Source organism: Microbacterium sp. USHLN186 (assembly GCF_037145155.1).
Classification (GTDB): domain Bacteria; phylum Actinomycetota; class Actinomycetes; order Actinomycetales; family Microbacteriaceae; genus Microbacterium.
This window is the reverse complement of record NZ_JBBCYA010000001.1, coordinates 673,805-697,626: the sequence shown is the minus strand read 5'-3', so window position 1 is coordinate 697,626 and position 23,822 is coordinate 673,805. Positions and strand designations below refer to the sequence as shown.

Genomic DNA, 23,822 nt, shown 5'->3' with positions numbered 1-23,822 from the left:
CCGACCGGGCGTCGGCGCGGCGGGGCGCGGCGCGGGGCGCGGCGGCGGCAGGGGTCAGCGGGGGGAGGCGGTGACGTTGCCCTCGGCGGCGAGGTGGGCGATCTCGGCGGCGGCATCCCGCAGCGCCTCGACGACCTCCACCACCCGTGCGTCCGTGATGCGCGCCGACGGACCCGACACCGACACCGCGGCGGGCTGACCGAGGCCGCGCACCGGCACGGCGATGCAGCGCACGCCCACCTCCTGCTCGCTGTCGTCGGCGGCGAAGCCGCGACGGCGGGCACGGCGCAGGTCGACGATCAGCGCCTCCTCATCGGTGATGGTCTGCGGCGTGAACCGCGGCAGTCCGGTGCGGCCGATCAGCCCGCGCACCTGGCGCTCGGGCATCGTCGAGAGCATGGCCTTGCCGACTCCGGTGGAATGCGGCAGCACGCGGCGTCCGATCTCGGTGAACATCCGCATCCGCTGGCGCGACGCGACCTGCCCGGCGTACAGCACGAGGTCGCCGTCGAGCACGGCGAAGTTCGCCGTCTCGCGGAAGGTGTCCTCCAGCCGGCGCAGCAGCGGCAGGGCGGCATCGGCGAGCGGCGGCACGGCGTGCTGACCGAGCGAGATGAGGCTCGCACCCAGCGCGTAGCGGCGATCCTCGAGCTGGCGCACGTAGCCGAGGTGGTTGAGCGTGCCCAGCAGGCGATGCGCGGTGGGCACCGCGAGCCCGGTGCGTGCGGCGATGGATGCCAGCGACGCCTCTCCGCCGGATGCCGAGAGCGCCTCGAGCAGTGAGAACGCGCGCGCCACCGATTGCACGGTGCCTGCCGGGGACCCCGCCCCGGACTGTGCGCGCCGACCCGGTGCTGCTGCCGATTCCTCCATGGGTTCCATCATATGAAATCAGCGCTCCGAAAAGTGGCGATGTTCCCTAACCTGGTACTGCACTTTTGGAGGGGACTGACACATGACGACCAGGCAGATCGTCGCCATCACCTACGCCACGGCGGCGCGGGCGGTCGACCTCGCGATGCAGATCGGCACCGAGCGCGGCGTGCGCCCGGTCGTGTCGGTCGCCGACCCCTCGATGACGCTCATCGCGTACGGCATGGCCGACGGCGCGACCCCGCACAGCGTCGAGACCAGTCGTCGCAAGGCGCAGACCTCGGCATCCACCCGGCGGCGCACCGCGCTGATCCCCGAAGCCTTCTCGATCTCGCTGCCGCTGGGCACGGGCGGTCAGCTGACCACGATCGACGGCGGCTTCCCCATCTACTTCGGCGACGACCACGCCGGCGGCCTCGGTGTGGCCGGCGGCACCCCCGCGCAGGACGCGGAGATCGCCCTGGAGACCCTGCGCCGTCTCGGCGCCCGAACAGAAGGAATGGAACTATGACCTCGCACCTCCGCCGCGCCGACCTGTCGGTCGCTGCTCCCATCGTCGAGTTCGCCGAGGCGGCGCTCGCCGACAGTGGGCGCGACATCGACGAGTTCTGGGCGGGAGCCAGTGCGATCATCCACGACCTCGGACCCCGCAATGCAGAGCTGCTTGCGAAGCGCGACGAGCTGCAGCAGAAGATCGACGAATTCCACCGCGCCCACCCCGGCGTGCCCGACAAGGACGCGTACCGCGCGCTGCTCACCGACATCGGCTACCTCGTGCCGGTGCCCGAGAATGTGTCGGCGACCACCGAGAACGTCGACCCTGAGATCGCGACGATGGCCGGTCCGCAGCTCGTCGTGCCGCTGCTGAACGCGCGCTTCGCGATCAACGCCGCCAACGCCCGCTGGGGCTCGCTCTACGACGCGCTGTACGGCACCGACGCGATCGACCAGAGCGGCGAGCTCGCGCCGGGCAAGGAGTTCAACTACGCCCGTGCGGCGAAGGTCGTCGAGCGCGGCCGTGAGCTGCTCGACGAGATCGCGCCGCTCACCGAGGGCTCGCACCGGGATGCCACCGGTTATGCGGTCGACGCGGAGGGCCTGATCGTCCGCACCGCCGACGGCGACCGCCGCCTCGCCGACCCGAAGGCGTTCGTCGGCTACACCGGCGAGGCCGACGCCCCCACCGCCGTGCTGCTGGTGCACCACGGTCTGCACGCCGAGATCGTGATCGATCGCGAGGGCCGCATCGGCAAGACGGATGCCGCCGGCGTGCAGGACATCGTCCTGGAGTCGGCCATCACCACGATCCTCGACCTCGAGGACTCGGTCGCCGCGGTCGACGGCGAAGACAAGGCGCTGGGCTACCGCAACTGGCGTGCTTTCATGGACGGCACGATCAGCGAGTCGGTCACCAAGAACGGTCGCACCTTCACCCGTGTGCCGAACGCCGACCGCGTCTACCGCACCGCCGACGGCGGCGAGGTGACGATCCCCGGTCGCGCGGTGCTGTTCATCCGCAACGTCGGCCACCTCATGCGCACCCCCGCGGTGCTCGACCGCGAAGGCCAGGAGGTGTTCGAGGGCATCCTCGATGCCATCATGACCGCGCTGGGCTCGCTGCCCGAGCTCGAGGGCGAGAACAAGGGCACGAACTCCCGCACCGGCTCGATGTACATCGTCAAGCCGAAGATGCACGGTCCCGAAGAGGTCGCGTTCGCGGCGGAGCTGTTCGGCCGCGTCGAGCAGCTGCTCGGCATGCCAGAGCGCACGATGAAGGTCGGCATCATGGACGAGGAGCGCCGCACCTCGGCGAACCTCAAGGCGTCGATCGCAGCGGCATCCGACCGCGTGGTGTTCATCAACACCGGCTTCCTCGACCGCACCGGCGACGAGATCCACACCTCGCTGCACGCCGGTCCGTTCCTGCCGAAGGCGCAGATCAAGCAGCAGCCGTTCATGAAGGCGTACGAGGACCGCAACGTCGCCATCGGCCTCGAGGCGGGCCTGAACGGCCACGCCCAGATCGGCAAGGGCATGTGGGCCGAGCCCGACCTCATGCACGACATGCTCGAGAAGAAGATCGCGCACCCGCAGTCCGGCGCCTCGACCGCGTGGGTGCCCTCACCCACCGCGGCGACGCTGCACGCGCTGCACTACCACCAGGTCGACCCGCTCGCCGTGCGCTCGTCGCTGCCCGAGGTGGGCGAGGAGGCGCTGGACGCCCTGCTCGTGCCGCCGCTGGCGCCGGAGGGCGCGCTGACCCCCGAGGTCGTCGCCGAGGAGATCGACAACAACGTGCAGTCGATCCTGGGCTACGTGGTGCGCTGGATCGATCAGGGCATCGGCGTCTCGAAGGTGCCGGACATCCATGATGTGGGCCTGATGGAGGACCGCGCGACCCTGCGCATCTCCAGCCAGCTGCTGGCCAACTGGCTCGCGCACGGCGTGATCACCGAGGAGCAGATCGACGACAGCCTGCGACGCCTGGCCGTCGTGGTCGACGAGCAGAACGCCGGCGACCCGAACTACGAGAAGCTCGCGTTCGGCGAGGGCGAGAAGCCCGGAATCGCGTACACCGCGGCCCGTCGCCTGATCGTCGAGGGCGCCGCGCAGCCCAGCGGATACACCGAGCCGCTGCTGCACGGCCTGCGTCGCGAGAAGAAGGCCGAGCAGGCGTCGGCCTGATAGTCGGTTCCGAGGGGGCGGATGCTGCGGCATCCGCCCCCTCGTCCTTTCGGCAGAAGCCGATGCCGACGTCAAGCGCTTTCGCGTCGCGGCATCCGGACGTACTCTCAAAAGCATGAGTGACCTCAGCGCACCCACCGGCCGTGAATCCCAGCTGCGCGCGGTGCCCCGCGAGGACGGCACCGCCCCGCGAGCGCTGGTGATCGGCGCCACCGGGTACATCGGCGGCAGGCTCACTCCGCGGCTGCTCAACGCCGGGTACCGCGTGCGGGTGCTCGCGCGCGACGCCGCGCGCGCGGCGTCGTTCGCGTGGGGTGATGACATCGAGATCGTCGAGGGTGAGGCGCAGGATCCGGATGCCGTCGCCGAGGCCGTCCGCGACGTCGACGTCGTCTACTACCTGGTGCACTCGATGGGCGGCGGCAAGGACTTCGAGGAGCGCGACTCGACGGCCGCGCAGGCGGTCGGTGATGCGTCCGCTGCGGCGGGGGTGCGCCGGATCGTGTACCTCGGCGGGTTGCATCCGGATGACGTGAAGCTGTCGCCCCACCTGCGTTCACGTGTGCGAGTGGGGGAGATCTTCCTCGAGTCGGGCGTGCCGACGCTCGTGCTGCAGGCGGGCGTGGTGATCGGATCGGGGTCGGCGTCGTTCGAGATGATCCGTCACCTCACCGACGTGCTGCCGTACATGCCGGCGCCGAAATGGGTGCGCAACCGCATCCAGCCGATCGCGATCCGCGACGTGCTGCACTACCTGCTGGCCGCAGGGCGCGTGGACCAGTCGGTGAACACCGCCGTCGACATCGGCGGACCGGACGTGCTGCGCTACGGGCAGATGATGAACGGCTATGCCGTCGAGGCGGGGCTGCCGCAGCGGGCGATCGCCGCGCTGCCGGTGCTGACGCCCGAGCTGGCCTCGCACTGGGTGAATCTCGTGACGCCGGTGCCGCGGTCGATCGCGCGTCCGCTGGTCGCGTCGCTGCAGAACGAGTGCATCGTGAAGGATCACCGCATCGACGAGATCATCCCGCCACCCGAGGCGGGGCTCACGCCGTATCGTCGGGCGGTCGCGATGGCGCTCGGGCGCGTCGACGAGGATGCCATCGAGACGAGCTGGCAGGATGCCGAGGTCAACGGCGCCCCGAGTGACCCGCTGCCCAGCGACCCGGAGTGGGCCGGGCGGACGGTGTTCACCGATGAGCGGACGCTGGACTCGAACGCGTCGCTGGATCGGCTGTGGACCGTGATCGTCGGCATCGGCGGGCAGAACGGCTGGTATTCGTCCGGCTTCTTGTGGGCGGTGCGCGGGCTGATGGATCGCCTCGTCGGCGGTGTGGGCCTGCGCCGTGGGCGACGCAGCCGCAGCCGGGTGACGGTCGGCGATGCGCTGGACTTCTGGCGGGTCGAGGCCGTGCACGAGCCCGACGAGCAGAACCCCGAGGGGCTGCTGCGCCTGCGGGCCGAGATGAAGGTGCCGGGCTCTGCGTGGCTGGAGCTGCGTGCGAAGCAGCAGGGAGACGGATCGCGATACGAGCAGCGCGCGGTGTTCTTCCCGCGCGGACTGTTCGGCCGGCTGTACTGGCTGGGCGTGCTGCCGTTCCACGGGTTCATCTTCTCCGGCATGGCCGCGCGCATCACCGCGGCGGCGGAGTCGGCCGGGCGGGGGTCGGGCGCTGCCGAGGCAAGCGGGGACGGCGCGTCGGTCACGGAGGGTGAGGCGCCGCCGAAGCAGGACGTCGACGTCGAGACCGTCGAGGCCGAGGCGGGCAGCGCGCGCTGAGGTCGCGCCGGTGGCCCGGGTTTCGCGCGAGCGAAGGAGAACGCGCGGAGGAAGGACGGATGCCGCGTGAATCGTCCTTCCCCGGTGCGATCGCCTTCCTCGGCGTGAACCCACGGAAGACGCCCGGACCATGCCCGGACTTCCCATGGTGTGATCGAACGATTAACGATAGATTCTCCTCGTCGCTCGATGAAGGAGGCATGATGCGTCGAGGAACGATCCTGGTGCTCCAGGCCGTGATCGCGCTGGCTCTCGCGGGGTCGGTGCTGGTTCAGGTGATGATCGTGCCGGCGGTGTGGCGCGATCTCGAGGGCGAGGCGCTGTGGGGCCGGATCGCGCTGGTGAGCATCGCCGTGCTGGGCGTGCTGACGATGCAGGTGTTCGCCGTGTGCGTGTGGATGCTGCTGACGAAGGTGCGACGCGGATCGATCTTCCAGTCCGCTTCGTTCCGCTGCGTCGATGTGATCATCGGCGCCATCGCCGCGGCAGCCCTGCTCGCCTTCGTGCTCGCTGCTCTGCTGGCTCCCGGCGAGGTGGCGCCCGGGATGGTGGCTCTCATCGGCGGTGCGGGGCTGGTGCTGAGCGGGATGGCGCTGCTCGTCGTGGTGATGAAGGCGCTGCTGCGCCAGGCGATCGAGCGCGAGGATGAGGCGCGTACACTGCGCGACGAACTGGGCGAGGTGATCTGAGTGCCGGTGATCGTCGACATCGACGTGATGCTTGCACGCCGGAAGATGGCCGTCGGCGAGCTCGCCGAGCGCATCGGCATCACCCCGACGAACCTGTCGGTGCTGAAGAACGGTCGCGCGAAGGCCGTGCGGTTCACGACGCTGGATGCCCTGTGCGCGGCGCTGGAGTGCCAGCCCGGGGATCTGCTGCGCTGGGTGCCCGAGGGTACCGACGTCGCAGTTTGACCGACCGCGTCGGCTTGTCAACGGGCATCCGTCGCGCGCTGCCGGATGCCAGGCTGGCTGTCCATCCCACGATCGGAGGCTTCGCATGACCGACCCCACACCCTTCCCCACCGACCCCCTCGAGGCGGAGGGCACCGATCCGGACCTCAGCAAGGACGACGACTCGCGCACCGCGTCGGACAACGATGACGAGGAGCGTCCCGACGATCGTCCGCCGACGCACGACGAGCAGATGCAAGATCGTATGGCGGCAGAGGAGCAGGACTTCAGCGACCAGTACACCGACATCGACTGACCCGCGGGCACCCCGGACCGCCAGCAACGCCAGCGACGGATCAGGCTGCGATGTCGAAGCGGGCGCGGCCGCCCCTTCGAGGGGTGCGGGTGGGATCGACGTAGGACGGAGGCGCGAACCACACGATGTTGCCGTGCCCCGGCGGGTCGATGCGGATGTCCCACCCATTGTCGTGAATCCGATGATGGCAGGTCTCGCACAGCAGGATGCCGTTCGACAGGTCGGTCGGTCCGTGATCGCGTTGCCACCATCGAATGTGGTGAGCCTTCGTCATCCCCGGCGGCAGACCGCACATGGCGCATCCGCCATCACGCTCGGCAAGCGCCAGACGCTGCGCCGGGGTGAAGAACCGGCGCCGGCGTCCCCAGTCCAGCACTTCGCTCTCGCCGCCGAGTACGCACGGGATGACGCCACCGTCGGCCGCCATCCGGCGCACGGCGCTGATGCTGATCGGCTGATGGATGCCGTCGATCGTCGCAGAGCCGGTGCCCGACTGCAGATCCTGCAGTGTCATCCGCACCACGACCGTGGCGCCGGCGAGGGGCATCGCCTGCCCGGTGCAGCCGAGCATGTGTGCGCCGAAGAGGCTGAGCGCATCGGCCTGCAGCATGGGCACGGTTCGGCGATCGGCATCCGGCGCATCGGCATCCGGTGCGTCCTTCCGCGCCGCGAAAGTCGCGGTGACGTACCCGCGGACCGCGGTGACCACCGGCGCTGCGCTCTCGGGATCGAGAAGAGCGTTCAAATGCACCATGCCGTCGCGCTCGAAGATGGTCAGTGAGCGCTTGGCGCGCTGATCCTCCGCTCGAGGCTCCACCCCATCCGGGTCGAGCCAGGCTTCGGCGCGCACGATGAGCTTGCGCACGTCATCGAGCGAGAGCCCGGTCACCGCTTCGGTGAGGATTCGCTCGCCCTCGCTCGTCCGCTCGGGGCCGGCCGCGATGCGGCACCGATCGAGCAGACCGACGATGAGTCCGGCGACCTGGGCGCTGAGCGCGCCCTGCGCCAGCGCCTCGCGCACCAGCGGGTAGCGCGCGGGAAGCCGGTCGCCGAGCAGGTCCGCACGTGGCGCCGTCGCCTCACCGACCTTGATGAGCCGGATGGCGTCACCGGTCGACGCGCCGGTCGTGGCGGCGATGAGCTTGGCCGGCGTGCGGTATCCCTGCTGCTTCGCCAGGCTGTCTGCGCCGAGCTCCGGCCGCGATTCCCGCGAGATCCCGGCGGCGACATCGGCGTGCACGGCATCCAACCGGCGCTTCACCAGCCCGATGGCACTGTCGATCGCGATCAGCTGCTCGCGAGTGAGATCCGCGGCATCCTCGGCGTTGCCCCACGATCGATCAAGCGACGACATCGCTTCGATCAGAGGAGTCAACTTCAACATGAATTAATGGTACATCTATACGAACAGTAGGTCAAGCTTTTTCGTATTTAATTTCTACTCGATCGCCACGCGTGCCGGTGCGCTCAGGACGCGCCGCGGCCTGACCTCTGCTGCAGGCGGTCGATGTGCTCTGACGCCTGCGCCTTGGTGAGATCGGCGGGCAGTTCCTCGCCGGCCTCGCGCGCAAGGGTGTCGAGGTAGCTCTTCTGGGCAGCGGTCATCGGCTCATCGCCGGTCACCCAGTCGGACGGGTCCTTCGCCGCGGGATTCTGCGGATCTTCGGCCCCGATGGTCTCTTCGGAATCATGTGTATCGGACATATGGCGATCGTATGCCGGGCCTCCGACATCGCCAGCGGGATTGACAATCGTCGCCGTCCCGGCGAATGTCGGCGCCTGGCGTGACAATAGCCACGATGAGTGATGACCTGGATGACCGGCTGCGCCGCATCGGCCAGCATCCGTTCCGCGCGCGCTTCCACCTGCGCGGGCGCGACCGCGCGATCGTCGATTTGCGCGGCATCGAGACAGTCCGTCGTCACGCCCGCGAGATCATCGATCAGCGCCTGGCGCCCGCCGAGCCGCGCAACGACGGCAAGCAGACGCCGTACCGCGGGCATCCGGTCTTCGTCGCGCAGCACGCGACCGCCACGTGCTGTCGCACCTGCCTGTCGCGCTGGCACGGCATCCCGAAAGGTCAGACGCTCACGGACGGCGAGCGTGAGTACGTCGTCGAGGCGATCGGCCGGTGGATCGTCGCGGAATATCTGCCGAAGACGCCGCCGCCGTGACAGCGCTGCCGCGAGAGTGAGACCACCCCCAGACGGCGGAGCGGGGCGCCGCCACCGAAGTGACGGCGCCCCGCTCCGGCGGCGCGAAAGAGCGCGCGCCGCCCTGCTCACCTCTTCTTCGACACCTTGATGAACGCCGATCCGATCTCGTCCATCTCGATCCCGCTGAAGCCGATCGTGCCACCCGCCTCGACAGTGGCTGTCTTGCCCGCGATCTTCTGGCCATTCACCATGACCTCGATGGCGTAAGTGCCACCCGTCTTGACGCTCACCTCGACAGGCCGCACCCCCGACGAACCCGCGGCGCTCTGGTAGTCGCGCCACAGCAGCCCGAGGGCCACGTCGGGATCCACCGTCTCGAGCGTCGCCAGCGTCATGTTGGCATCGCTTGTCGTCATGTGGATGTTCTGCGTCGTCTTCGCGCTGACTGGCTGAGCGGACCAGAGCTCGTCCTCGTAGGCGGCGGTCATCGCCATCACGTCCTTGATCAGCCTCTGCATCTTCGGCGCGAGCGCCTGCATCTCGCCGAAGGCGTAGAGACCGAAGCCGATGCCGCCCCGGGCCAGGGTGTCGAGGATGTCGCTCTGGGTCACCGCGCCGCGCTCGTACCCGATCCCGATTTCCGACGGGAAAAGTGCCGGCAGCTCCTGCGCGACCGCAGAGAGCTCGGAGTCACTCGAACCGTAGAAGCGGTCGATGTTGCCACGGATCGACTCCGTGCCGCCGTAGTACATCGGCGCGATGAGATCGAGCCCAGCGTCGCGATAGAAGTCGAGGTCCTGGCCACCGGCGGTGTTGCCCGTGGGGTACTTGTCGACGTCGGAGGACTGGAAGTTCGTCGTGATCGCCTTGTACGGATCCACCGCGCGCACGGACTCGACCATCGACTGCCAGACCGACAGACCGAGTTCCTTGCGGAACGTCTTCTTGTCGGTCGAACCGGTCTTCTCGTGCCACAGCTCGTACATGGCCGCGTAGTAGGGGTTGGTGTCACCGTTGTTGTTGAACGGTCCGGTGACGCCCTCTTCGTTGCCGATCTGATAGCCGAGCACGGTGTCGCTGTCCTTGAAGTGCGTCGCGATATCGGTCATGGCGGTCTCGAGCTGCTTGTGCACGACGGGGTGCCAGTACTCGGGGTAGAGCTCCGGTACGGCGTTCCATGCGTCGTGGGGATAGTCCGAGACCTTCTCGAGTCCCTTGCCCCACTGGATGCCGTAGCTGTACGGCCCCTCGTCGGCGATGTTGTAGACACCGCGCGCGCCGGCGTAGTCGGGCATGTTCGTCTGGATGTGGAAGAACAGCACCCAGAACACCTTCAGCCCAGCGTCGGACGCCCATTCGGTGAGCTGGTCGAGCTTCGCATAGTCGAACACGGGGTGCGCGGGATCGACGGTCTTGTCCCACTCGGCCCAGTTGACCGTGAGCTGGACGGTGTTGAAGTCGTAGTCCTCCTTCATCTGACGGAAGGCCTCGCGCATCCCCTTCTCGTAGTCGCCGTCCTGATAGAACGGGCTCTGCGGGGCGGTCACGCACGAGAACAGCTTGTCGCTGCGCTTCTCGTACACGCCCCCGCACGCGAGAGAGTCCCAGAAACCGGTCTCCGTCGCCATCGACACGAACTCCTGAGGCTTTCCGGAGCGGTCCTTGGTCATGAAGGCGATCTTCTGGTTGTCGAGTCGCACGATCGCCGAGCGGGTGTCGTTCTCGGCGAACTGCTCGGGAGTGAGGATCGTAGCCTGCTGAGGCACATTCAGCTCCAGCAGATCCGTGCCCAGCAGCGCGTCACGGTCCTGCTGCAGCACCGTGGCCACGGTCTTCTTCTCGGTCGAGCCGGCGGCGGCCGCCGGTGCCACGCCGGCCATGCCGGCAAGGGTGGTGCCGAGCACGGCGAGCGCCGTCAGCGACGCCGCAGCACGTCTCCCGCGCACGGGGCGGGACACAGTCGGATTCATTTTTCGCATCTTCTCTCTCCTAGCCCTGTTGTCCCGCACGGTTGCCCTTGCCGTTGCCGTTCCCCTTGCCGTTGCCGTTCCCCTTGCCGTTGCCGTTGCCCTGGCCGTTGCCGTTGCCGTTGCCCTGGCCATTGCAGTTCTTCTTCCAGACGGCATAGAGCGTCACGCCGTCGGCATCCGCCGGCTTGGTCACCCGGTCACCGGGGGCGAACTCCACCTCACCGTCCCGCGTGCTGCTCCAGCCCAGGAATCGGTACGACGGTCGCTCGGGGCGCAGTGTGGGGATGCTCTGCTCCCACGCACCGCTGTCGCCTGCCATCGGCACGAAACCTGTGTCCGAGGGAACGCCGCGCGCAGCGCGCAGCTCTCCGCTCGTACCGTCGTCGAAGCGCAGCATGAAGCCGTGCCCGAGAGGTGCCGAACGAATGGCATCCGGTGCCTTGAGGTGGGAACCGAACGCCGCCTGCACGGTGCTCTTCGGACCGGTCCACAGCCACGACGACGCGTCGGGGTGCAGAGGGGATCCGGAACGCGTCAGCTCGGCGCCCAACGTCACCGCGCTCGCCGTGGACCGCGTGCCGAACCCGAGGTGCACAGAGCGCAGCGATTCCCCGGCCCGGTAGCTCGGGCTGAGCGAGAAGGCGCGCAGACCGATGTCGAGTCGCTGCAAGCCTCCCGGGAGGTTGACCGATTCCAGACCGCCGGCGGTGCCGTACTTCTGGCGGAACGCTTGCGCTCCCACCGTCAGTTCGCGCAACTGCTGCGGGAAGGTCACCGTTCGCAGCGCGGCCGCCTCTCGGACATCCTGTCGGAAGGCGCTCTGACCGATGTTCAGGACGAACAGGTCGCGGGGGAAGATGACCTCCGCGAGCGTCGCCGATCCCGCCGACGAGTACTGGTACGCCGCAGAGGCGCCGAGAGTGAGGGTGTCGAGCCCTTCGGGGAAGACGATCCTGCCCAGCGTCGGCTCGCCCTGCTGAGCGAGGGCCCAGTCCTCGATCTCGAGATCGAGCAGGTCACCGCTTGCACGAGTGAACTCCAGAGAGCTGATCGCCTTCGTCAGAGCACCGCGGCGGATGACGACGGTGCCGGTGCCGGACGGCACCTCGCCCAGATCGATGGTGACCTTGCCGTCGCGCTCACTCACCACACCGTCCTTGCTCGGCGAGGCGAGGCTGTCGATGCGATAGATGCCGCTCGCGGGCCGCTCGACGACACGAACGTTGATGCGGGCACTGACCGAGGAGTCATGACGCATCACGACCGAGACCTTCTGGGTACCGGGCTTGGCGGGATCGAAGCCGCTGATGCGGTACTCCGACGGCAGCAGGATGCGCGTGTTGCCCTGCGCGTCCTCACCGGTTACGCGCATGCCGGTGTCGTCGAACGACCGGCCCACCTTGTACACCGTCCGCCACGGACGGTCGGTGATCTTGATGGAGGTGATGTCGTCGGGCTGCGCCTGGCGTTTGTGCACGACGACGTCGAAGGTGGCGGTCTTGGTCGCGTCGGCCCGCAGCGCGACGTTCACCGTCTGAGTTCCCTCGACGCTGCCGTCGAAGCCGGACACCGTCCAAGCATCCGCGTCGAGCGCGAAGGTGGTGTCGTCGTCCATGACCTTGCGCACCCGGATGCTGTCGAGGTCGAGCTCGTCGCCCACCGTGTACTCGGTCTTCGTGACGTTCGCGACGATCCCCGCGATGTGCTCATCGGGGGCGGTGCGCACGAGCGAGAAGTTGTCGAAGGCCGCCCAGCCGCCGTTCTTCAGCATCTGCACCCCGAACGCGACGGTCAGGTCGCCCCCCGACCACGCGAAGCTGTGGCTCTTCTGCTGCCAGCTGCCACCGCCGTTGAGGTCGAACTGGGCGGACCAATCGGCTTGAGGCACCGAGATGGTCGAGATGGCGTCGCCCTTGTTACCAGTGCCATAGCCGCTGACCGTGTAGTACCCGCGCGGCAGATCGGCGAGGAGTTGCTTCACGGATGCCTCGGTCTTGACGTTGCGGTCCCAGAAGCTGTACCCCGCGTTGCCGTCCTGGCCGTTCTCGGCCGAGACGCCGTTGGTGCGCGAACCCGACACGGCCTCTGGGCTGCCGACGGTGTAGTCCGCGGTCCAAGGCACGAGCGCTCCGCTCTGGAAGCTGCCGTTGTGCAGCAGATCGGCGGTGGGCAGTTGTACGTCGTCGACGGTGACGTCGAAAGAAGCGCGCACCTCGCCCGCGCCGACGGACGCCACGGTGACGGTCTTCGTACCAGGAGCATCCGAATCGAATCCGCTGAGAATGTACTCGTCGGCCTTCAGCTCGCGGGTGAGGCCGTCTGCCGTGCGGCCGGTGATGACCAGTCCCGACGCCTCGAAGAGCGAGCCGATGACGTAGGCGGTGCGGGTGGGAGGAGCGGTCACGCTCAGTTCGGTGAACTGCGCGGTGGACGCCACAGCAGCCGGCCCGAACGTCGATCCGGGAGCGGCGGCCGCCGCCCACGTCCCTCCGCCGGCGACGACGGACGCCGCCAGCACCCCGGCGACGAGCCTGGGGGCGATTCTCTTTGGTCTCACTTCTTCGTCTCTCCTCATCATTGATTCCCCGAGAACGTCCTCGGGTGGCGAACAAGCAGTGCACGCGGTGCGGCGCGCGGCGTCAGCCCAGCGGGTCGCGCCGTCCCGTCGTCTCCCGGCGCGTGAGCCTCGGTGTCACGAAGGCGGCGCTGGTCTCGTGCTCCTCGTCCCGCAGCAGCGCGAACAGCTTCCGCATCGCGAGCAGCGATACGTCCCGCGGCTCGGGCGAGACGTTCGTGATCGGGGTGCGCAGTGAGGCGGCGTAGCTGTCGGTGCACAGCCCCACCAGAGGGAGCTCTTCCCCCAGCGCGACCTGAGCGCTCATCAGCAGCTGGCAGAAGCCGTCCACGGACTGCGGCGTGCGTCCGACCACCCCGGTGCGCCGACCGGCCTCGGCCGCCGCCGTCCGATGTGCGAGCACCCGCGCCAGCACCTCGCGGTGCCCGTCCCAGCCGGGTACCGCCGACCAGACGACCTCGACGCGCGCATCGGCGGCGTCGGCCGCGCGGCGCGCGCCGGCCTCGAACCGGTGGACGTAGCTGTACTCCGATTCCGCCGCCGGCATCTCTCCGATGAGCAGGATGTCGTGGCACCCGTCCTCGACAAGCTCCTGCACGGCGAGCTCGCCGGCCTTCACAGCGTCCACCTCGACGCATTCCAGTCCCGCAGGGTCTTCGGGCAGTCCGATGAGCACGGCGGGCACGTCGAGTTCGGCGATGGTGCGCAGCCGGGGGTCGTGCAATCGAATGTCCATGACCACGAGAGCGTCGATGATGGACCGACGCACCAGTCGCTCGATCGCGGCCGGGTCCTCGTCGGAGGTGACGAGCACCACGTCGTGGTCCTCGGCGCTGGCCACGTCGGTGATCGTCTCGATGAACGACGTCGTCGACGCGATCGTGATGTCGGAGGGCAGCCTGGTGACCAGGCCGATGACGTTCGCGCGGCACCCCGCGAGTGCCCGCGCGTTCGCGTTGGGGTGATAGTTCAGCTCGCGCATCGCCGCTTCCACGCGGGCGCGGGTCTCAGGCGAGATCGAGCGCGAGCCGCTCATCACGTACGACACCGTGCTCTGCGCGACGCCGGCCAGCTCTGCGACATCCTTGGCGGTGACCATCTGCGCTCCTTTCAACCCAACTCGACGGATTCGGATTCGTTCAGTTCCAGCCAGATGGCCAGCGGCCAGTCCTGGTCGTTCACGAGCGGGTCGGCCTCGTGCGCGCTCTCGCCATCGACGGTCGCCGGGAAGACGAACGCGCAGGTCGCTGAGCCGTCGTCGAAGTAGCTGATCAGGTTGGCGGCGAGAATGGGCCGCACCAGGGCATCCGTCTCGGGTGAGCGCAGCTGCTGGGGCAGACGGGCGAAAACCGCAGCCGACAGCGAGCTCCAGTGGTGCGGGAACACGTCGCCCCACTGCCGGTGCAGACCGAACCAGTATCCGTCCCAATGCCGGATGGGCACACCGAACAGCCGCACGTGCTGCTGTGGGCCGGCGAAGGCACGCAGCCACGGCAGGCGGTCGCGCACGGCCGCGAGGAAGACATCGTCGCCGGTGAGCCGATGCGCGAAAACCATCAGCTCGATCAGCGGGGTGACCATCGACTGCTCATACGAGACCTCATGGAAGGGCAGGCGGTTGCCGGATGCGATGTAGTGGGTGGCCGACTCGACCAGCAGGCGACGCAGCTCGTTCGCCTCCGGCCCGCGACCGGCTGCATCGAGACAGTCCGCGGTCTTGACCACAGCCTCGGGCAGGCCGATCGCGAGGTACTCGCCGATTCCGAGTTCGAAGCCGCGACGTAGGATGCCGGCGGCGAGGTCGAGGTCGGCCACCGCGCCATGCGTGCGGTGCCGGTCGATGAAGAACAGCGTCAGCCACGGCATGTCGTACAGCCGGATCTCGTCCTCCTTCAAGAACGAGCCTCGCCGCGGCGTGAGTGTCGCGTCGAGCAGGTGCTCCCGGGCGAAGTCCGCCCACTCCGCGAGCGCGCTGTCGGCCTCGATAGTGGTCCATCCGCGACGCTGGGCGCGCTGCATCATCAGCGCCATGCCGATGCGCTCTGACCCGTCCGACCAGTCGAACCACCCGTTGGCGTACGAACGCAGACCGGTGCGGCGGTCGACGGGCACGAAGGCGCTGCGCAGCGTTCCCGGGCGTTCGATGGGGCGCTGGTTCGCGAGGATGTAGTCGATCCGGCCGCGCACGATCTCCTCGACCGGGCGGTGGAAGAGCACCTCGGTGCGGCTGCTGTCGCCGATCTCGATCCAGTGGCTGCCGGGTGCGGTGGCGCGCAGTCGCACCGTGCGCCACCCGTCGGATGCCGCAGCATCGTCCTCATCGATGATCTGTATCTGCGGACTGCGGGCGCTGAGCGGCATCCGCGTGCGGACGCGGATCTCCTCCCCCACCGGCGCTGCCAGCCGTTCGAATGCGGCGGGCGGCGCGGTCTGCGCGATGAACTCCTCGACGGAGCCGAACCAGCGCAGCTCCCAGCCGAGATCGAACGCACCGCCGGCCGGCACGGTCATCTGCGGCTGCCCGCCGAACGCGTGGGGCGCACGCGCATGATCGGTGATGTTCAGCACGATGTGCCCGCGGAAGTTCGAGGAGGTGTTCGGGTTGCGCGACTCGATGCCGTACGACCACAGCGCGCCTTCGGTGAGCGTGAGCCCGAGGATCGCCCCATCGCCGGACATAGGCTGCGCGTAGGCCCAGGCCCAGGCGCCGGCGGTGAACACGTGTGCGTTCACTGCCTCGGCGAGCGCGGATTCGCTGTCGCTGTACACGTCGGCGAAGGGCGTCTGGATGCCGGCGCTGCGGATCACTATGTCGTGGTCGGTGTCGTTGCGGAACGAGTACCGCTCGCGCAGCGTGTCACCGCCGGTGCGTGCGACGATCAGGGTGAGCCCCACCGGCATCCGATACGTGGCGCTCACAGCGCCGTCGGTGAACTGCAACTCGTCGGGCGTCTGCCAGCGCGCGGCGCCGGCGTCGGTGATGATCTGGCCCGAGCCCCAGCTGTGGTCCGGGGTGTGCGAGGACAGTCGCCGGGTGAGCAGGTATTCGCGGCGCTCGTCGCCGGAATGGGTGAACTGCAGCGGTGCACCGGTCGCCTCATCGAGGGCGGCCCGGCCGGCGCCGAAGTACAGCGTGGTCGTCTCATCGACGAGCAGGGAGTTCAACGTCGTTCAGCCTTTCAGTGCGCCGGCGATGACCCCGCCGATGATGTATCTCTGCATGATGACGTAGAAGAGCAGCAGCGGCAGGACACCGAGAACCATCATCGGGAACATGGCGGTCCAGTCCGTCGAGAACTGTCCGACGTTGCGGTAGACCTCCTGCAGGATCACCTGCTTCTCACGGGACTGCAGGAAGTACAACGGGCCCATGAAGTCGTTCCAGACGTTGAGCGTCGTGAGGATCGCGACGGTGACCACGACCGGGCGCAGCAGCGGGAAGATGATCGTCACGAAGCGGCGGAACACGCCCGCTCCGTCGATCTCGGCGGCCTCTTCGAGCTCCTTGGGGATCGTGCCGGTGAAGGCGTAGAAGAGGAAGATCGCGAACGGCGTGTTCACCGCGATGTTGATGAGGATCACAGCCCAATGCGTGTCCATCAGACCCATGGAGCGGATGAGCGAGTACATGCCCATGATCCCCATCTGGTAGGGGAACATGAGGCCCGACAGGAACAGCAGGAACGTGATGGTGGCGAGCCTGCTCTTCGCTTTGCGGTTGAGCACGTAGCCGGCCATGGCGGCGAAGACGATGGTGCCCAGCACCGCGACGACGGTGATGAAGGCCGTGTTCGCAAAGGCGCGCGGATACTCCATGACGTTCCACGCGTTGACGTAGCCCGAGAAGTCGATCTTCGAGGGCAGCCCCATCGGGGATGCGGCCGACTCCGCCGGCGTCTTGAAGGTGGTGACCAGCAGATAGTAGATCGGGATCATCATGAGCACGGCGAGCAGTGTCATCACGACGAACGAGATGCCGTTCACGCGGCGCTCGCCGCGCTGCAGAGTGGCCTTGCGGCGGGTGGTCGTGCTCATGAGAGGCGGGTCTCCATCCTCTTGAAGATGCGCAGCATGACCGTGGAGATCACCAGCGTGACGATGAGGAAGACGATGCCGAAGGCGGCCGCGTAGCCGAACCGCCCCTGCGAGAACTTCGCGAACATCAGGGTCAGCACGGTCTCGGTGGCGTAGCCTGGGCCGCCCTTGGTGGTGGAGAAGACGATGTCGAACACCTTCAGGCCCGAGATGAGCCCGGTGATGAAGTTGATCTGCAGGGCGGGCAGCAGGTTGGGCAGGGTGACGTGCCAGAACTGTCGCATGCGCGTTGCGCCGTCGATCGACGCCGCCTCGTAGAGCTCCGCGGGGATGCTCTGCAGATTCGCGAGGTAGATGACCATCGCGTAGCCGAACCACTGCCACACCTGGGTGACGATGATCGACCACATGGCCTTGTCAGGATCGCCGAAGAAGTTGACCGGCTCGACGCCGACCATGCCCAGCAGGCCGTTGACGAGTCCGTACTCGCTCGACGAGAGCATGTAGCTCCACAGGAAGCCGACGACGAGGATCGACAGCACGGCGGGCGAGAAGAAGATGGCCCGAAAGGCGGTGCGCCCGCGCATCCTGCTGTTCAGGATCACCGCGACGGGCAGGGCGATGACGTTGTTGAGGATGACGACGGCGAACGCGTACCAGAGGGAGTTGACGATGCCCTTCTGGATGGCCGGGTCCTCGAGCGCCTGGGCGTAGTTCTCGACGCCGATGAACTTCGACTCGGCACTGAAGTTGCTGAAGTCGGTCAGGCTCATCTGGAACGTCATGATGACGGGCGCCACGAAGAAGACGCAGAAGATGATGAGCGCCGGCAGCACCATCAGCAGGTAGGGCGCGTTGTGTCGCAGTCTGAGTAGCACGCGTTGTCTCCAGGGAGCCGACGACGGTCGGCGGGGCGGATGGGCGGGGACGAGGTCCGGAGCGGACCCCGTCCCCGCGTTGTTGATCCCGGTCAGTAGCGGATCGTGTCGGCGAAGGAGTCGAGCGCCTTCACGAACTGGTCCGTGGTCAGCTGACCGCCGATGAGGCCCTCGAGCTGCTTGGTGACCTCGTCGACCATCGACTGGGCGGGCATGTTGGCGCCCCAGCGGTCCCAGGCGTTTCCGACGTTGCCCTTGGCGAGTGTGTCCTCGACGAGGGCGTACTCCTCGGGCATCGGGGCGGTCGCGCCGGAGTAGCTGAAGGCACCAGGGTTCCCGTCGAGGAAGGCCTGCTGCACCTCTTCGGACGCGAAGGCGTCGAACGCCTTCATGGCGGCATCCATCTTCGAGGTGCCCTTGTTCACGCCGATGTTGGCGGCCGGCCCGCCGATCATGTACTGGTCGTCCGCGCTGTTACCGGGGTGCGCGAACATGCCGATGTTCAAGCCGGCCTCGGTGAACTTCGTGTAGTCCCACGGGCCCGAGATGATCATCGCGGCCTTGCCGGCGAGGAACTCGTCCTGGGCCTGCGGCTCGGCGATGCCGAGCATGTCGGGGGTGATGACACCCTGATCGATGAGCTTGCTCCACTCGTCGACGGAGTCGTTCCAGTTGCCCGAAAGAGTGGCCTTGTCGAACGCGAACTCGGTGTCGACCTCGGGGCTGCCCTCGCCGTTGTGGTAGTAGGCGTTCTCGAGGTAGCCCATCAGCGAGTGCAGGCCCTTGTCGCTGCCGGAGAGGCCGAAGGCGAGCGGCTTGATGCCGGCGTCCTGGAAGGTCTTCGAGACCTCGAGCAGTTCGTCGAAGGTCTGGGGCGGCTCGACGTCGTTCTCGGCGAACAGATCAGCATTGTAGAAGTAGCCTGAGAACCAGCCGTAGGTGGGGATGCCGAAGACCTTACCGTCCTGGTCCTTCGCGAGAGCGAGGCCTGCGTCATTGAAGTCGGCGATGGACTCGCGGTCGGTCACGTCAACGGCGTTGCCCGCCTTGACGCGGGCGGGAAAGCTTGCACCGTCCATGAACAGGTCCGGACCCGAGCCCGACGCGAGTTGCACGCTGAGCCAGTTGTTGTACTGGTCGAGCGCGATGTACGAGTATTCGAGCTCGATGCCGTCTTTCGCCAGCACCTTGTTGGCGGCGTCGAGGGCCGGCTTGAACTCCTTGTCCTGGTACCACGACGAGATGCTGACGACGGTCTTGCCGTCGGAGTCGGCATCACCCGATGCTCCGGTCGAGCAGGCGGAGAGAGCCAGTGCCGCCGTGGCGGCGACCGCCGCGGTCGTGACCCACCGGCGGTGACGTGTGAGGGACATCCGTGTTCCTTTCGGGGTGCCGCGTCCTCGCGGCGGGTATCGGGTAACGCGTCGATGCGCATCGATTCGATGCGCATCGATGACGATACTCTTGACCCGTGATCACGTCAACATCTTCGTTCCGCGAATCCGCCCCCGAGCCTCGTCGTGCGCCTGCTCTTTGGCCCCTCAGCCCGAGCGGCATCGCTTACGGCTGCGACTACAACCCCGACCAGTGGGATGCCGCCACCTGGCGCGAGGACGTGCGGCTCATGGCGCAGGCCGGTGTGAACCTTGTCAGCTTCGGGATGTTCTCGTGGGCGAACATCGAGCCGCGGCGCGGCGAGTACCACTTCGAATGGCTCGACGAGGTCTTCGACGTGCTGCACGACGCCGGCATCGCCATCGATCTCGCGACGCCGACCGCCGCTCCCCCCGCGTGGTTCCTGCGCGAGTTCCCCGAGGCGCGGGTGGTCGATCGCACGCTGACGCCCCTCGGCCCGAACTCCCGCGGCTCGGCGTGTCCGGCGTCGCCGGTTTTCCGCGAGCACGCGCTGCGCATCACTCGCGCGCTCGCCGAGCGCTACGGCCAGCACCCCGCGCTGGCGATGTGGCACGTGCACAACGAGTACGGCCTGCCGGTGAGCGAGAGCTTCACCCCTGAGGCACAGCAGGCGTTCCGCGACTGGACCCGCGTGCGCTACGGCTCACTCGATGCGGTGAACACGGCGTGGGGGATGGCGTTCTGGGGGCAGACGCTCGGCGACTGGGAGGACATCACCGGACCGGTGCCATCGCCGTCGATCGTGAACCCCTCGCTGCAGCTGGACTGGCGACGATTCAACTCCGACCTGCTGCTGTCGAATTACGTCGCCGAGCGCGACGCACTGCGCGAGGTCACCCCGCACATCCCCATCACGACCAACTTCCACAGCTGCCCGTGGGTGGATCAGTGGCGCTGGGCGCAGGAGGTCGACGTCGTCGCGACCGACCACTACCTGCGTGCATCCGACGCCCGCGGTCACGTCGACCTCGCGCAGACCGCCGACCTCACCCGATCAGTCGCCCAGGGCCACCCGTGGATGCTGATGGAGCACTCCACCTCGGGCGTGAACTGGCAGCCGCGCAACATCGCGAAGAACGCCGGGGAGATGGCCCGCAACTCTCTGTCTCATCTGGGACGCGGGGCGGACGCGATCATGTTCTTCCAGTGGCGGGCGAGCGTGAAGGGCGCCGAGAAGTTCCACTCCGCGATGCTGCCGCACGGCGGCACCGACACCCGGATCTGGCGCGAGGTCTGCGACCTCGGCGAACAACTGAGCCGGCTGGATGATCTGCGTGGGTCGCGGGTGCAGGCGCAGGTCGCCGTGCTGCTCGACTGGAATTCGCAGTGGGCGCAGGATCTCGAGTGGCGTCCGAGCATCGATCTCACGCACGGCGAGCAGACCGCCCGGTGGTACGACCGGCTGTGGCGAGATCACATCACGGCCGACTTCGCGCATCCCGAGGCCGACCTGTCGTCTTATCGCGCCGTGTTCGCGCCGGCCTCGTACCTACTGACCGACGTCGCCGCCGCAAATCTGCGGAACTACGTCGCCGGCGGCGGCACTCTGGTGGTCGGTCCATTCTCGGGCGTCGTCGACGAGAATGACGGCGTCCGGGCAGGTGGGTGGAACGCCGCGCTGGCGGAGGTCCTGGGCGTGCGCGTGCAGGAGTACTGCCCGCTGCGCGGGGAGGACTCCGCACGACTGCAGTACCGCGGGGGCGAGACGCTGGTCGCGGATGTCTGGACGGAGGACCTGATGGTGACGGATGCTGAGGTGCTCGCGCACTACGTCGACGGGCCGCGCCCCGGTCAGCCGGCGATTACCCGCCACGGGTTCGGAGCCGGATCCGCTTGGTACGTGGCATCCGACCTCTCTGCTGAAGATCTCGCACCGGTGTTCACCGACGTCTACGACACCGCCGACGTGTTCTCACCCGAGCTGCCGGACGGCGTCGAAGTGATCGTACGGGCGGGGGATGCCGGGGCCTTCGCCACCGTGATCAATCACTCCGACCACGGTCACCAGATCACTGTCCCGGGCACCGACGTGTTGATGCAGATCGCCGCGGGTGAGGCTCTCGTGCAGCGGCTGTGACGGCGGGGCGGGCGCGGTGTGGAGCGGCACAAGCCACCACGGCGCAGCCCGCCAGCGCCGGGCGTCGACTCAGAGCCGGGTTCCATCGAATGCGCAGAAATTCGCACCGCCCCGTGCGGGACGACCGCACTGAGGACAGTAGCGATCGCCGCCGCCGTCGTCACCCGGTGCCGGCCACCCTGGTGCCGGAACCGGCCATGGCTCCTGCGGCACGGGAGGCGGCAGTGCCATCGACGTATCGCCGACCACCTGTGCCCAATACGCCTTCACCGTGGGGTCGAGCCACGTGATGGAGCGCCCGAACGGCGGGCTCTTCCAAGCAGACCGCGGCACGGCCGCTGCCGGCCCCGATCGCGCCCACCAAGCCATCTGAAGAGCACCCGGCCAGGTGCTCGGATTGTTCACATCAGACATCGTGACCTCCCCTGTGACCGCGGTCCGAAGCCCCAGGGACCGCGTGTGCACGAACTTTAGCCCTCGGCGGCTATGCGCACCAGAGTGCGCGGAGCAGGAAAGGGTGCCGAAGCGGCCGATCCCCGGCATCCGCTCTACTCTGGAACGTCTGCCTCTTCCCCTCTCGAGGCGCTTTCAGGAGCACTTATGTCCGTCGCATCCGTCGATGACCCCGCCCGCTACCGGCCGAACCCGTCGGTGCTGACCGCGCTGAAGAGCCCCCGGATGCTGACCCGCGAGGTGCTCGCGGGTCTCGTGGTGGGGCTGGCCCTGATCCCCGAGGCGATCGCGTTCTCGGTGATCGCCGGCGTCGATCCGAAGGTGGGGCTGTTCTCGTCATTCATCATGGCGGTGTCGATCGCGTTCCTCGGCGGCCGGCCGGCGATGGTGACCGCGGCGACGGGAGCCGTGGCGCTGGTGATCGCGCCGGTCGCGCCGACATACGGCATCGACTACTTCATCGCGACGGTGATCCTCGCCGGGGTGTTCCAGGTGCTCCTCGGCGTCCTGGGCGTGGCGAGGCTGATGCGGTTCATTCCGCGCAGCGTGATGGTCGGGTTCGTGAACTCGCTGGCGATCTTCGTGTTCAGCTCGCAGTTCCCGCAGCTGATCGACGTGCCGTGGCTGGTGTATCCACTGGTCGCGCTGGGAATCGCTGTGATGATCGTGATGCCGCGCATCACGCGGGTGATCCCCGCACCGCTGGTCTCGGTGGTGATCGTGACAGGAGTCGTGCTCGCGTTCACGATCGCCGTGCCGACCGTGGGCGATCAGGGCGAGCTGCCGCGCAGCCTGCCGTCGCTGTTCATCCCGCACGTGCCGCTGACGTGGGAGACGTTCACGATCATCGCGCCGTTCGCGCTCGCGGTGGCGCTGGTCGGCCTGATGGAGTCCCTCCTCACCGCGAAGCTCGTCGACGAGATCACCGACACGCACTCGCGCAAGGGCCGCGAGGCGTGGGCGCAGGGCGTCGCGAACATCCTGTCGGGCGCGTTCGGCGGCATGGGCGGATGCGCGGTGATCGGCCAGACGATGATCAACGTGAAGGAGTCCGGCGCCCGCACCCGCATCTCCACGTTCTGCGCAGGGATCTTCCTGTTCCTGCTCGTCGTCGTGTTCGGCGACTTCGTCGCCACGATCCCGATGGCGGCGCTGGTCGCGGTGATGATCATGGTCGCGATCGGCGCGTTCGACTGGCACAGCGTGCGCCCGTCGACCCTGAAGCGGATGCCGAAGAGCGAGACCTTCGTGATGGTCTCGACCGTCGTGCTCGTGCTGCTCACCCACAACCTCGCCATCGGCGTAGTGGGCGGCGTGCTGGTCGCGTCGGTGCTGTTCGTACGGCGGGTGGCGCATCTGGTCGACGTGACCCGCGCGGTGTCCGACGGCGTGGCGACCTACACCGTGACCGGCGAGCTGTTCTTCGCGTCGAGCAACGACCTGACGACGCTGTTCTCGTACCCGGAAGACCCGTCTCGCGTCGTGATCGATCTCTCGGGCTCGCACGTGTGGGACGCGTCGACCGTCGCCGCCCTGGACGCCATCGAGATGAAGTACGCGGCGTACGGGAAGTCGGTGGAGATCGTGGGGATGAACGAGGCGAGCGGCACGTTCCACGGGAGGTTGAGCGGCGGGTTCGAGTAGCGCTGAGCTCAGCCTCGCGGCACCTACTCGGGTGGCGTTCCCGTGCCAACCGTCTGGTCGGCGGCCCAGCC

At 67.9% G+C, this 23,822-nt stretch carries 19 protein-coding genes; 9 read left to right on the top strand and 10 right to left on the bottom strand.

Annotated features, from left to right (window positions below; all coding sequences use genetic code 11):
- Window positions 1–54: 54 nt before the first annotated feature.
- Complete coding sequence (locus WFG93_RS03240; RefSeq protein WP_336644877.1) at window positions 55–798, bottom strand: IclR family transcriptional regulator; 744 nt, start codon at window positions 796–798, stop codon at window positions 55–57.
- A 157-nt stretch (window positions 799–955) separates the two neighbouring features.
- Between WFG93_RS03240 and WFG93_RS03235 the strand changes: the two genes are divergently transcribed.
- The 6 genes from WFG93_RS03235 to WFG93_RS03210 all read left to right on the top strand — a co-directional run bounded on the left by WFG93_RS03235 (window position 956) and on the right by WFG93_RS03210 (window position 6,547).
- A complete protein-coding gene (locus WFG93_RS03235; protein ID WP_336644876.1) occupies window positions 956–1,384 on the top strand; it encodes a GlcG/HbpS family heme-binding protein in 429 nt (142 codons plus the stop codon).
- Window positions 1,381–3,558: a malate synthase G gene (locus tag WFG93_RS03230; RefSeq protein ID WP_336644875.1), complete on the top strand. Its 2,178-nt coding sequence runs from the start codon at window positions 1,381–1,383 to the stop codon at window positions 3,556–3,558. Before WFG93_RS03235 ends, WFG93_RS03230 begins: the two co-directional genes overlap by 4 nt.
- A gap of 115 nt (window positions 3,559–3,673) precedes the next feature.
- Entirely contained in the window at window positions 3,674–5,338 is a 1,665-nt protein-coding gene (locus tag WFG93_RS03225; RefSeq protein WP_336644874.1) for an SDR family oxidoreductase, read from the top strand.
- Window positions 5,339–5,541: 203 nt separating this feature from the next.
- Window positions 5,542–6,027 (top strand): DUF2975 domain-containing protein, encoded by a 486-nt coding sequence (locus WFG93_RS03220; RefSeq protein WP_336644873.1) that lies wholly within the window; start codon window positions 5,542–5,544, stop codon window positions 6,025–6,027.
- The gene (locus WFG93_RS03215) at window positions 6,028–6,252 is read left to right on the top strand and encodes a helix-turn-helix domain-containing protein (RefSeq protein ID WP_336644872.1); all 225 of its coding nucleotides are present in this window, start codon (window positions 6,028–6,030) and stop codon (window positions 6,250–6,252) included.
- Between the two features lie 85 nt (window positions 6,253–6,337).
- The gene (locus WFG93_RS03210) at window positions 6,338–6,547 is read left to right on the top strand and encodes a hypothetical protein (protein ID WP_336644871.1); all 210 of its coding nucleotides are present in this window, start codon (window positions 6,338–6,340) and stop codon (window positions 6,545–6,547) included.
- A gap of 40 nt (window positions 6,548–6,587) precedes the next feature.
- Here the strand turns inward: WFG93_RS03210 and WFG93_RS03205 are convergent, their stop codons facing one another.
- Both WFG93_RS03205 and WFG93_RS03200 read right to left on the bottom strand, forming a co-directional pair.
- Window positions 6,588–7,931 (bottom strand): DUF222 domain-containing protein, encoded by a 1,344-nt coding sequence (locus WFG93_RS03205; protein WP_336644870.1) that lies wholly within the window; start codon window positions 7,929–7,931, stop codon window positions 6,588–6,590.
- Between the two features lie 83 nt (window positions 7,932–8,014).
- A complete protein-coding gene (locus WFG93_RS03200) occupies window positions 8,015–8,251 on the bottom strand; it encodes a DUF3072 domain-containing protein (protein ID WP_336644869.1) in 237 nt (78 codons plus the stop codon).
- Window positions 8,252–8,346: 95 nt separating this feature from the next.
- Here WFG93_RS03200 and WFG93_RS03195 point away from each other — a divergent pair, with 95 nt between their 5' ends.
- Window positions 8,347–8,721: a DUF4186 domain-containing protein gene (locus tag WFG93_RS03195; protein ID WP_336644868.1), complete on the top strand. Its 375-nt coding sequence runs from the start codon at window positions 8,347–8,349 to the stop codon at window positions 8,719–8,721.
- Between the two features lie 107 nt (window positions 8,722–8,828).
- Here WFG93_RS03195 and WFG93_RS03190 read toward each other — a convergent pair whose 3' ends face one another.
- From WFG93_RS03190 to WFG93_RS03160, 7 genes are all read right to left on the bottom strand, one after another.
- A complete protein-coding gene (locus tag WFG93_RS03190; RefSeq protein WP_336644867.1) occupies window positions 8,829–10,673 on the bottom strand; it encodes a hypothetical protein in 1,845 nt (614 codons plus the stop codon).
- 19 nt (window positions 10,674–10,692) lie between these two features.
- The gene (locus tag WFG93_RS03185) at window positions 10,693–13,230 is read right to left on the bottom strand and encodes a bacterial Ig-like domain-containing protein (RefSeq protein ID WP_336644866.1); all 2,538 of its coding nucleotides are present in this window, start codon (window positions 13,228–13,230) and stop codon (window positions 10,693–10,695) included.
- Between the two features lie 82 nt (window positions 13,231–13,312).
- Window positions 13,313–14,347, bottom strand: a complete 1,035-nt coding sequence (locus WFG93_RS03180) for a LacI family DNA-binding transcriptional regulator (RefSeq protein ID WP_336644865.1) — start codon at window positions 14,345–14,347, stop codon at window positions 13,313–13,315.
- A gap of 11 nt (window positions 14,348–14,358) precedes the next feature.
- Window positions 14,359–16,413, bottom strand: coding sequence for a hypothetical protein (locus WFG93_RS03175; RefSeq protein ID WP_336644864.1), 2,055 nt, complete (start codon window positions 16,411–16,413; stop codon window positions 14,359–14,361).
- Window positions 16,414–16,419: 6 nt separating this feature from the next.
- Window positions 16,420–17,283, bottom strand: coding sequence for a carbohydrate ABC transporter permease (locus tag WFG93_RS03170; RefSeq protein WP_336644863.1), 864 nt, complete (start codon window positions 17,281–17,283; stop codon window positions 16,420–16,422).
- Window positions 17,280–18,161, bottom strand: a complete 882-nt coding sequence (locus tag WFG93_RS03165) for a carbohydrate ABC transporter permease (RefSeq protein WP_336644862.1) — start codon at window positions 18,159–18,161, stop codon at window positions 17,280–17,282. The genes WFG93_RS03170 and WFG93_RS03165 overlap by 4 nt, the downstream gene beginning before the upstream one ends.
- 92 nt (window positions 18,162–18,253) lie before the next feature.
- Complete coding sequence (locus WFG93_RS03160; protein WP_336644861.1) at window positions 18,254–19,534, bottom strand: ABC transporter substrate-binding protein; 1,281 nt, start codon at window positions 19,532–19,534, stop codon at window positions 18,254–18,256.
- Between the two features lie 98 nt (window positions 19,535–19,632).
- Here WFG93_RS03160 and WFG93_RS03155 point away from each other — a divergent pair, with 98 nt between their 5' ends.
- Window positions 19,633–21,654, top strand: a complete 2,022-nt coding sequence (locus tag WFG93_RS03155) for a beta-galactosidase (protein WP_336644860.1) — start codon at window positions 19,633–19,635, stop codon at window positions 21,652–21,654.
- Between the two features lie 600 nt (window positions 21,655–22,254).
- Entirely contained in the window at window positions 22,255–23,751 is a 1,497-nt protein-coding gene (locus tag WFG93_RS03150; RefSeq protein WP_336644859.1) for a SulP family inorganic anion transporter, read from the top strand.
- Window positions 23,752–23,822: the final 71 nt, after the last annotated feature.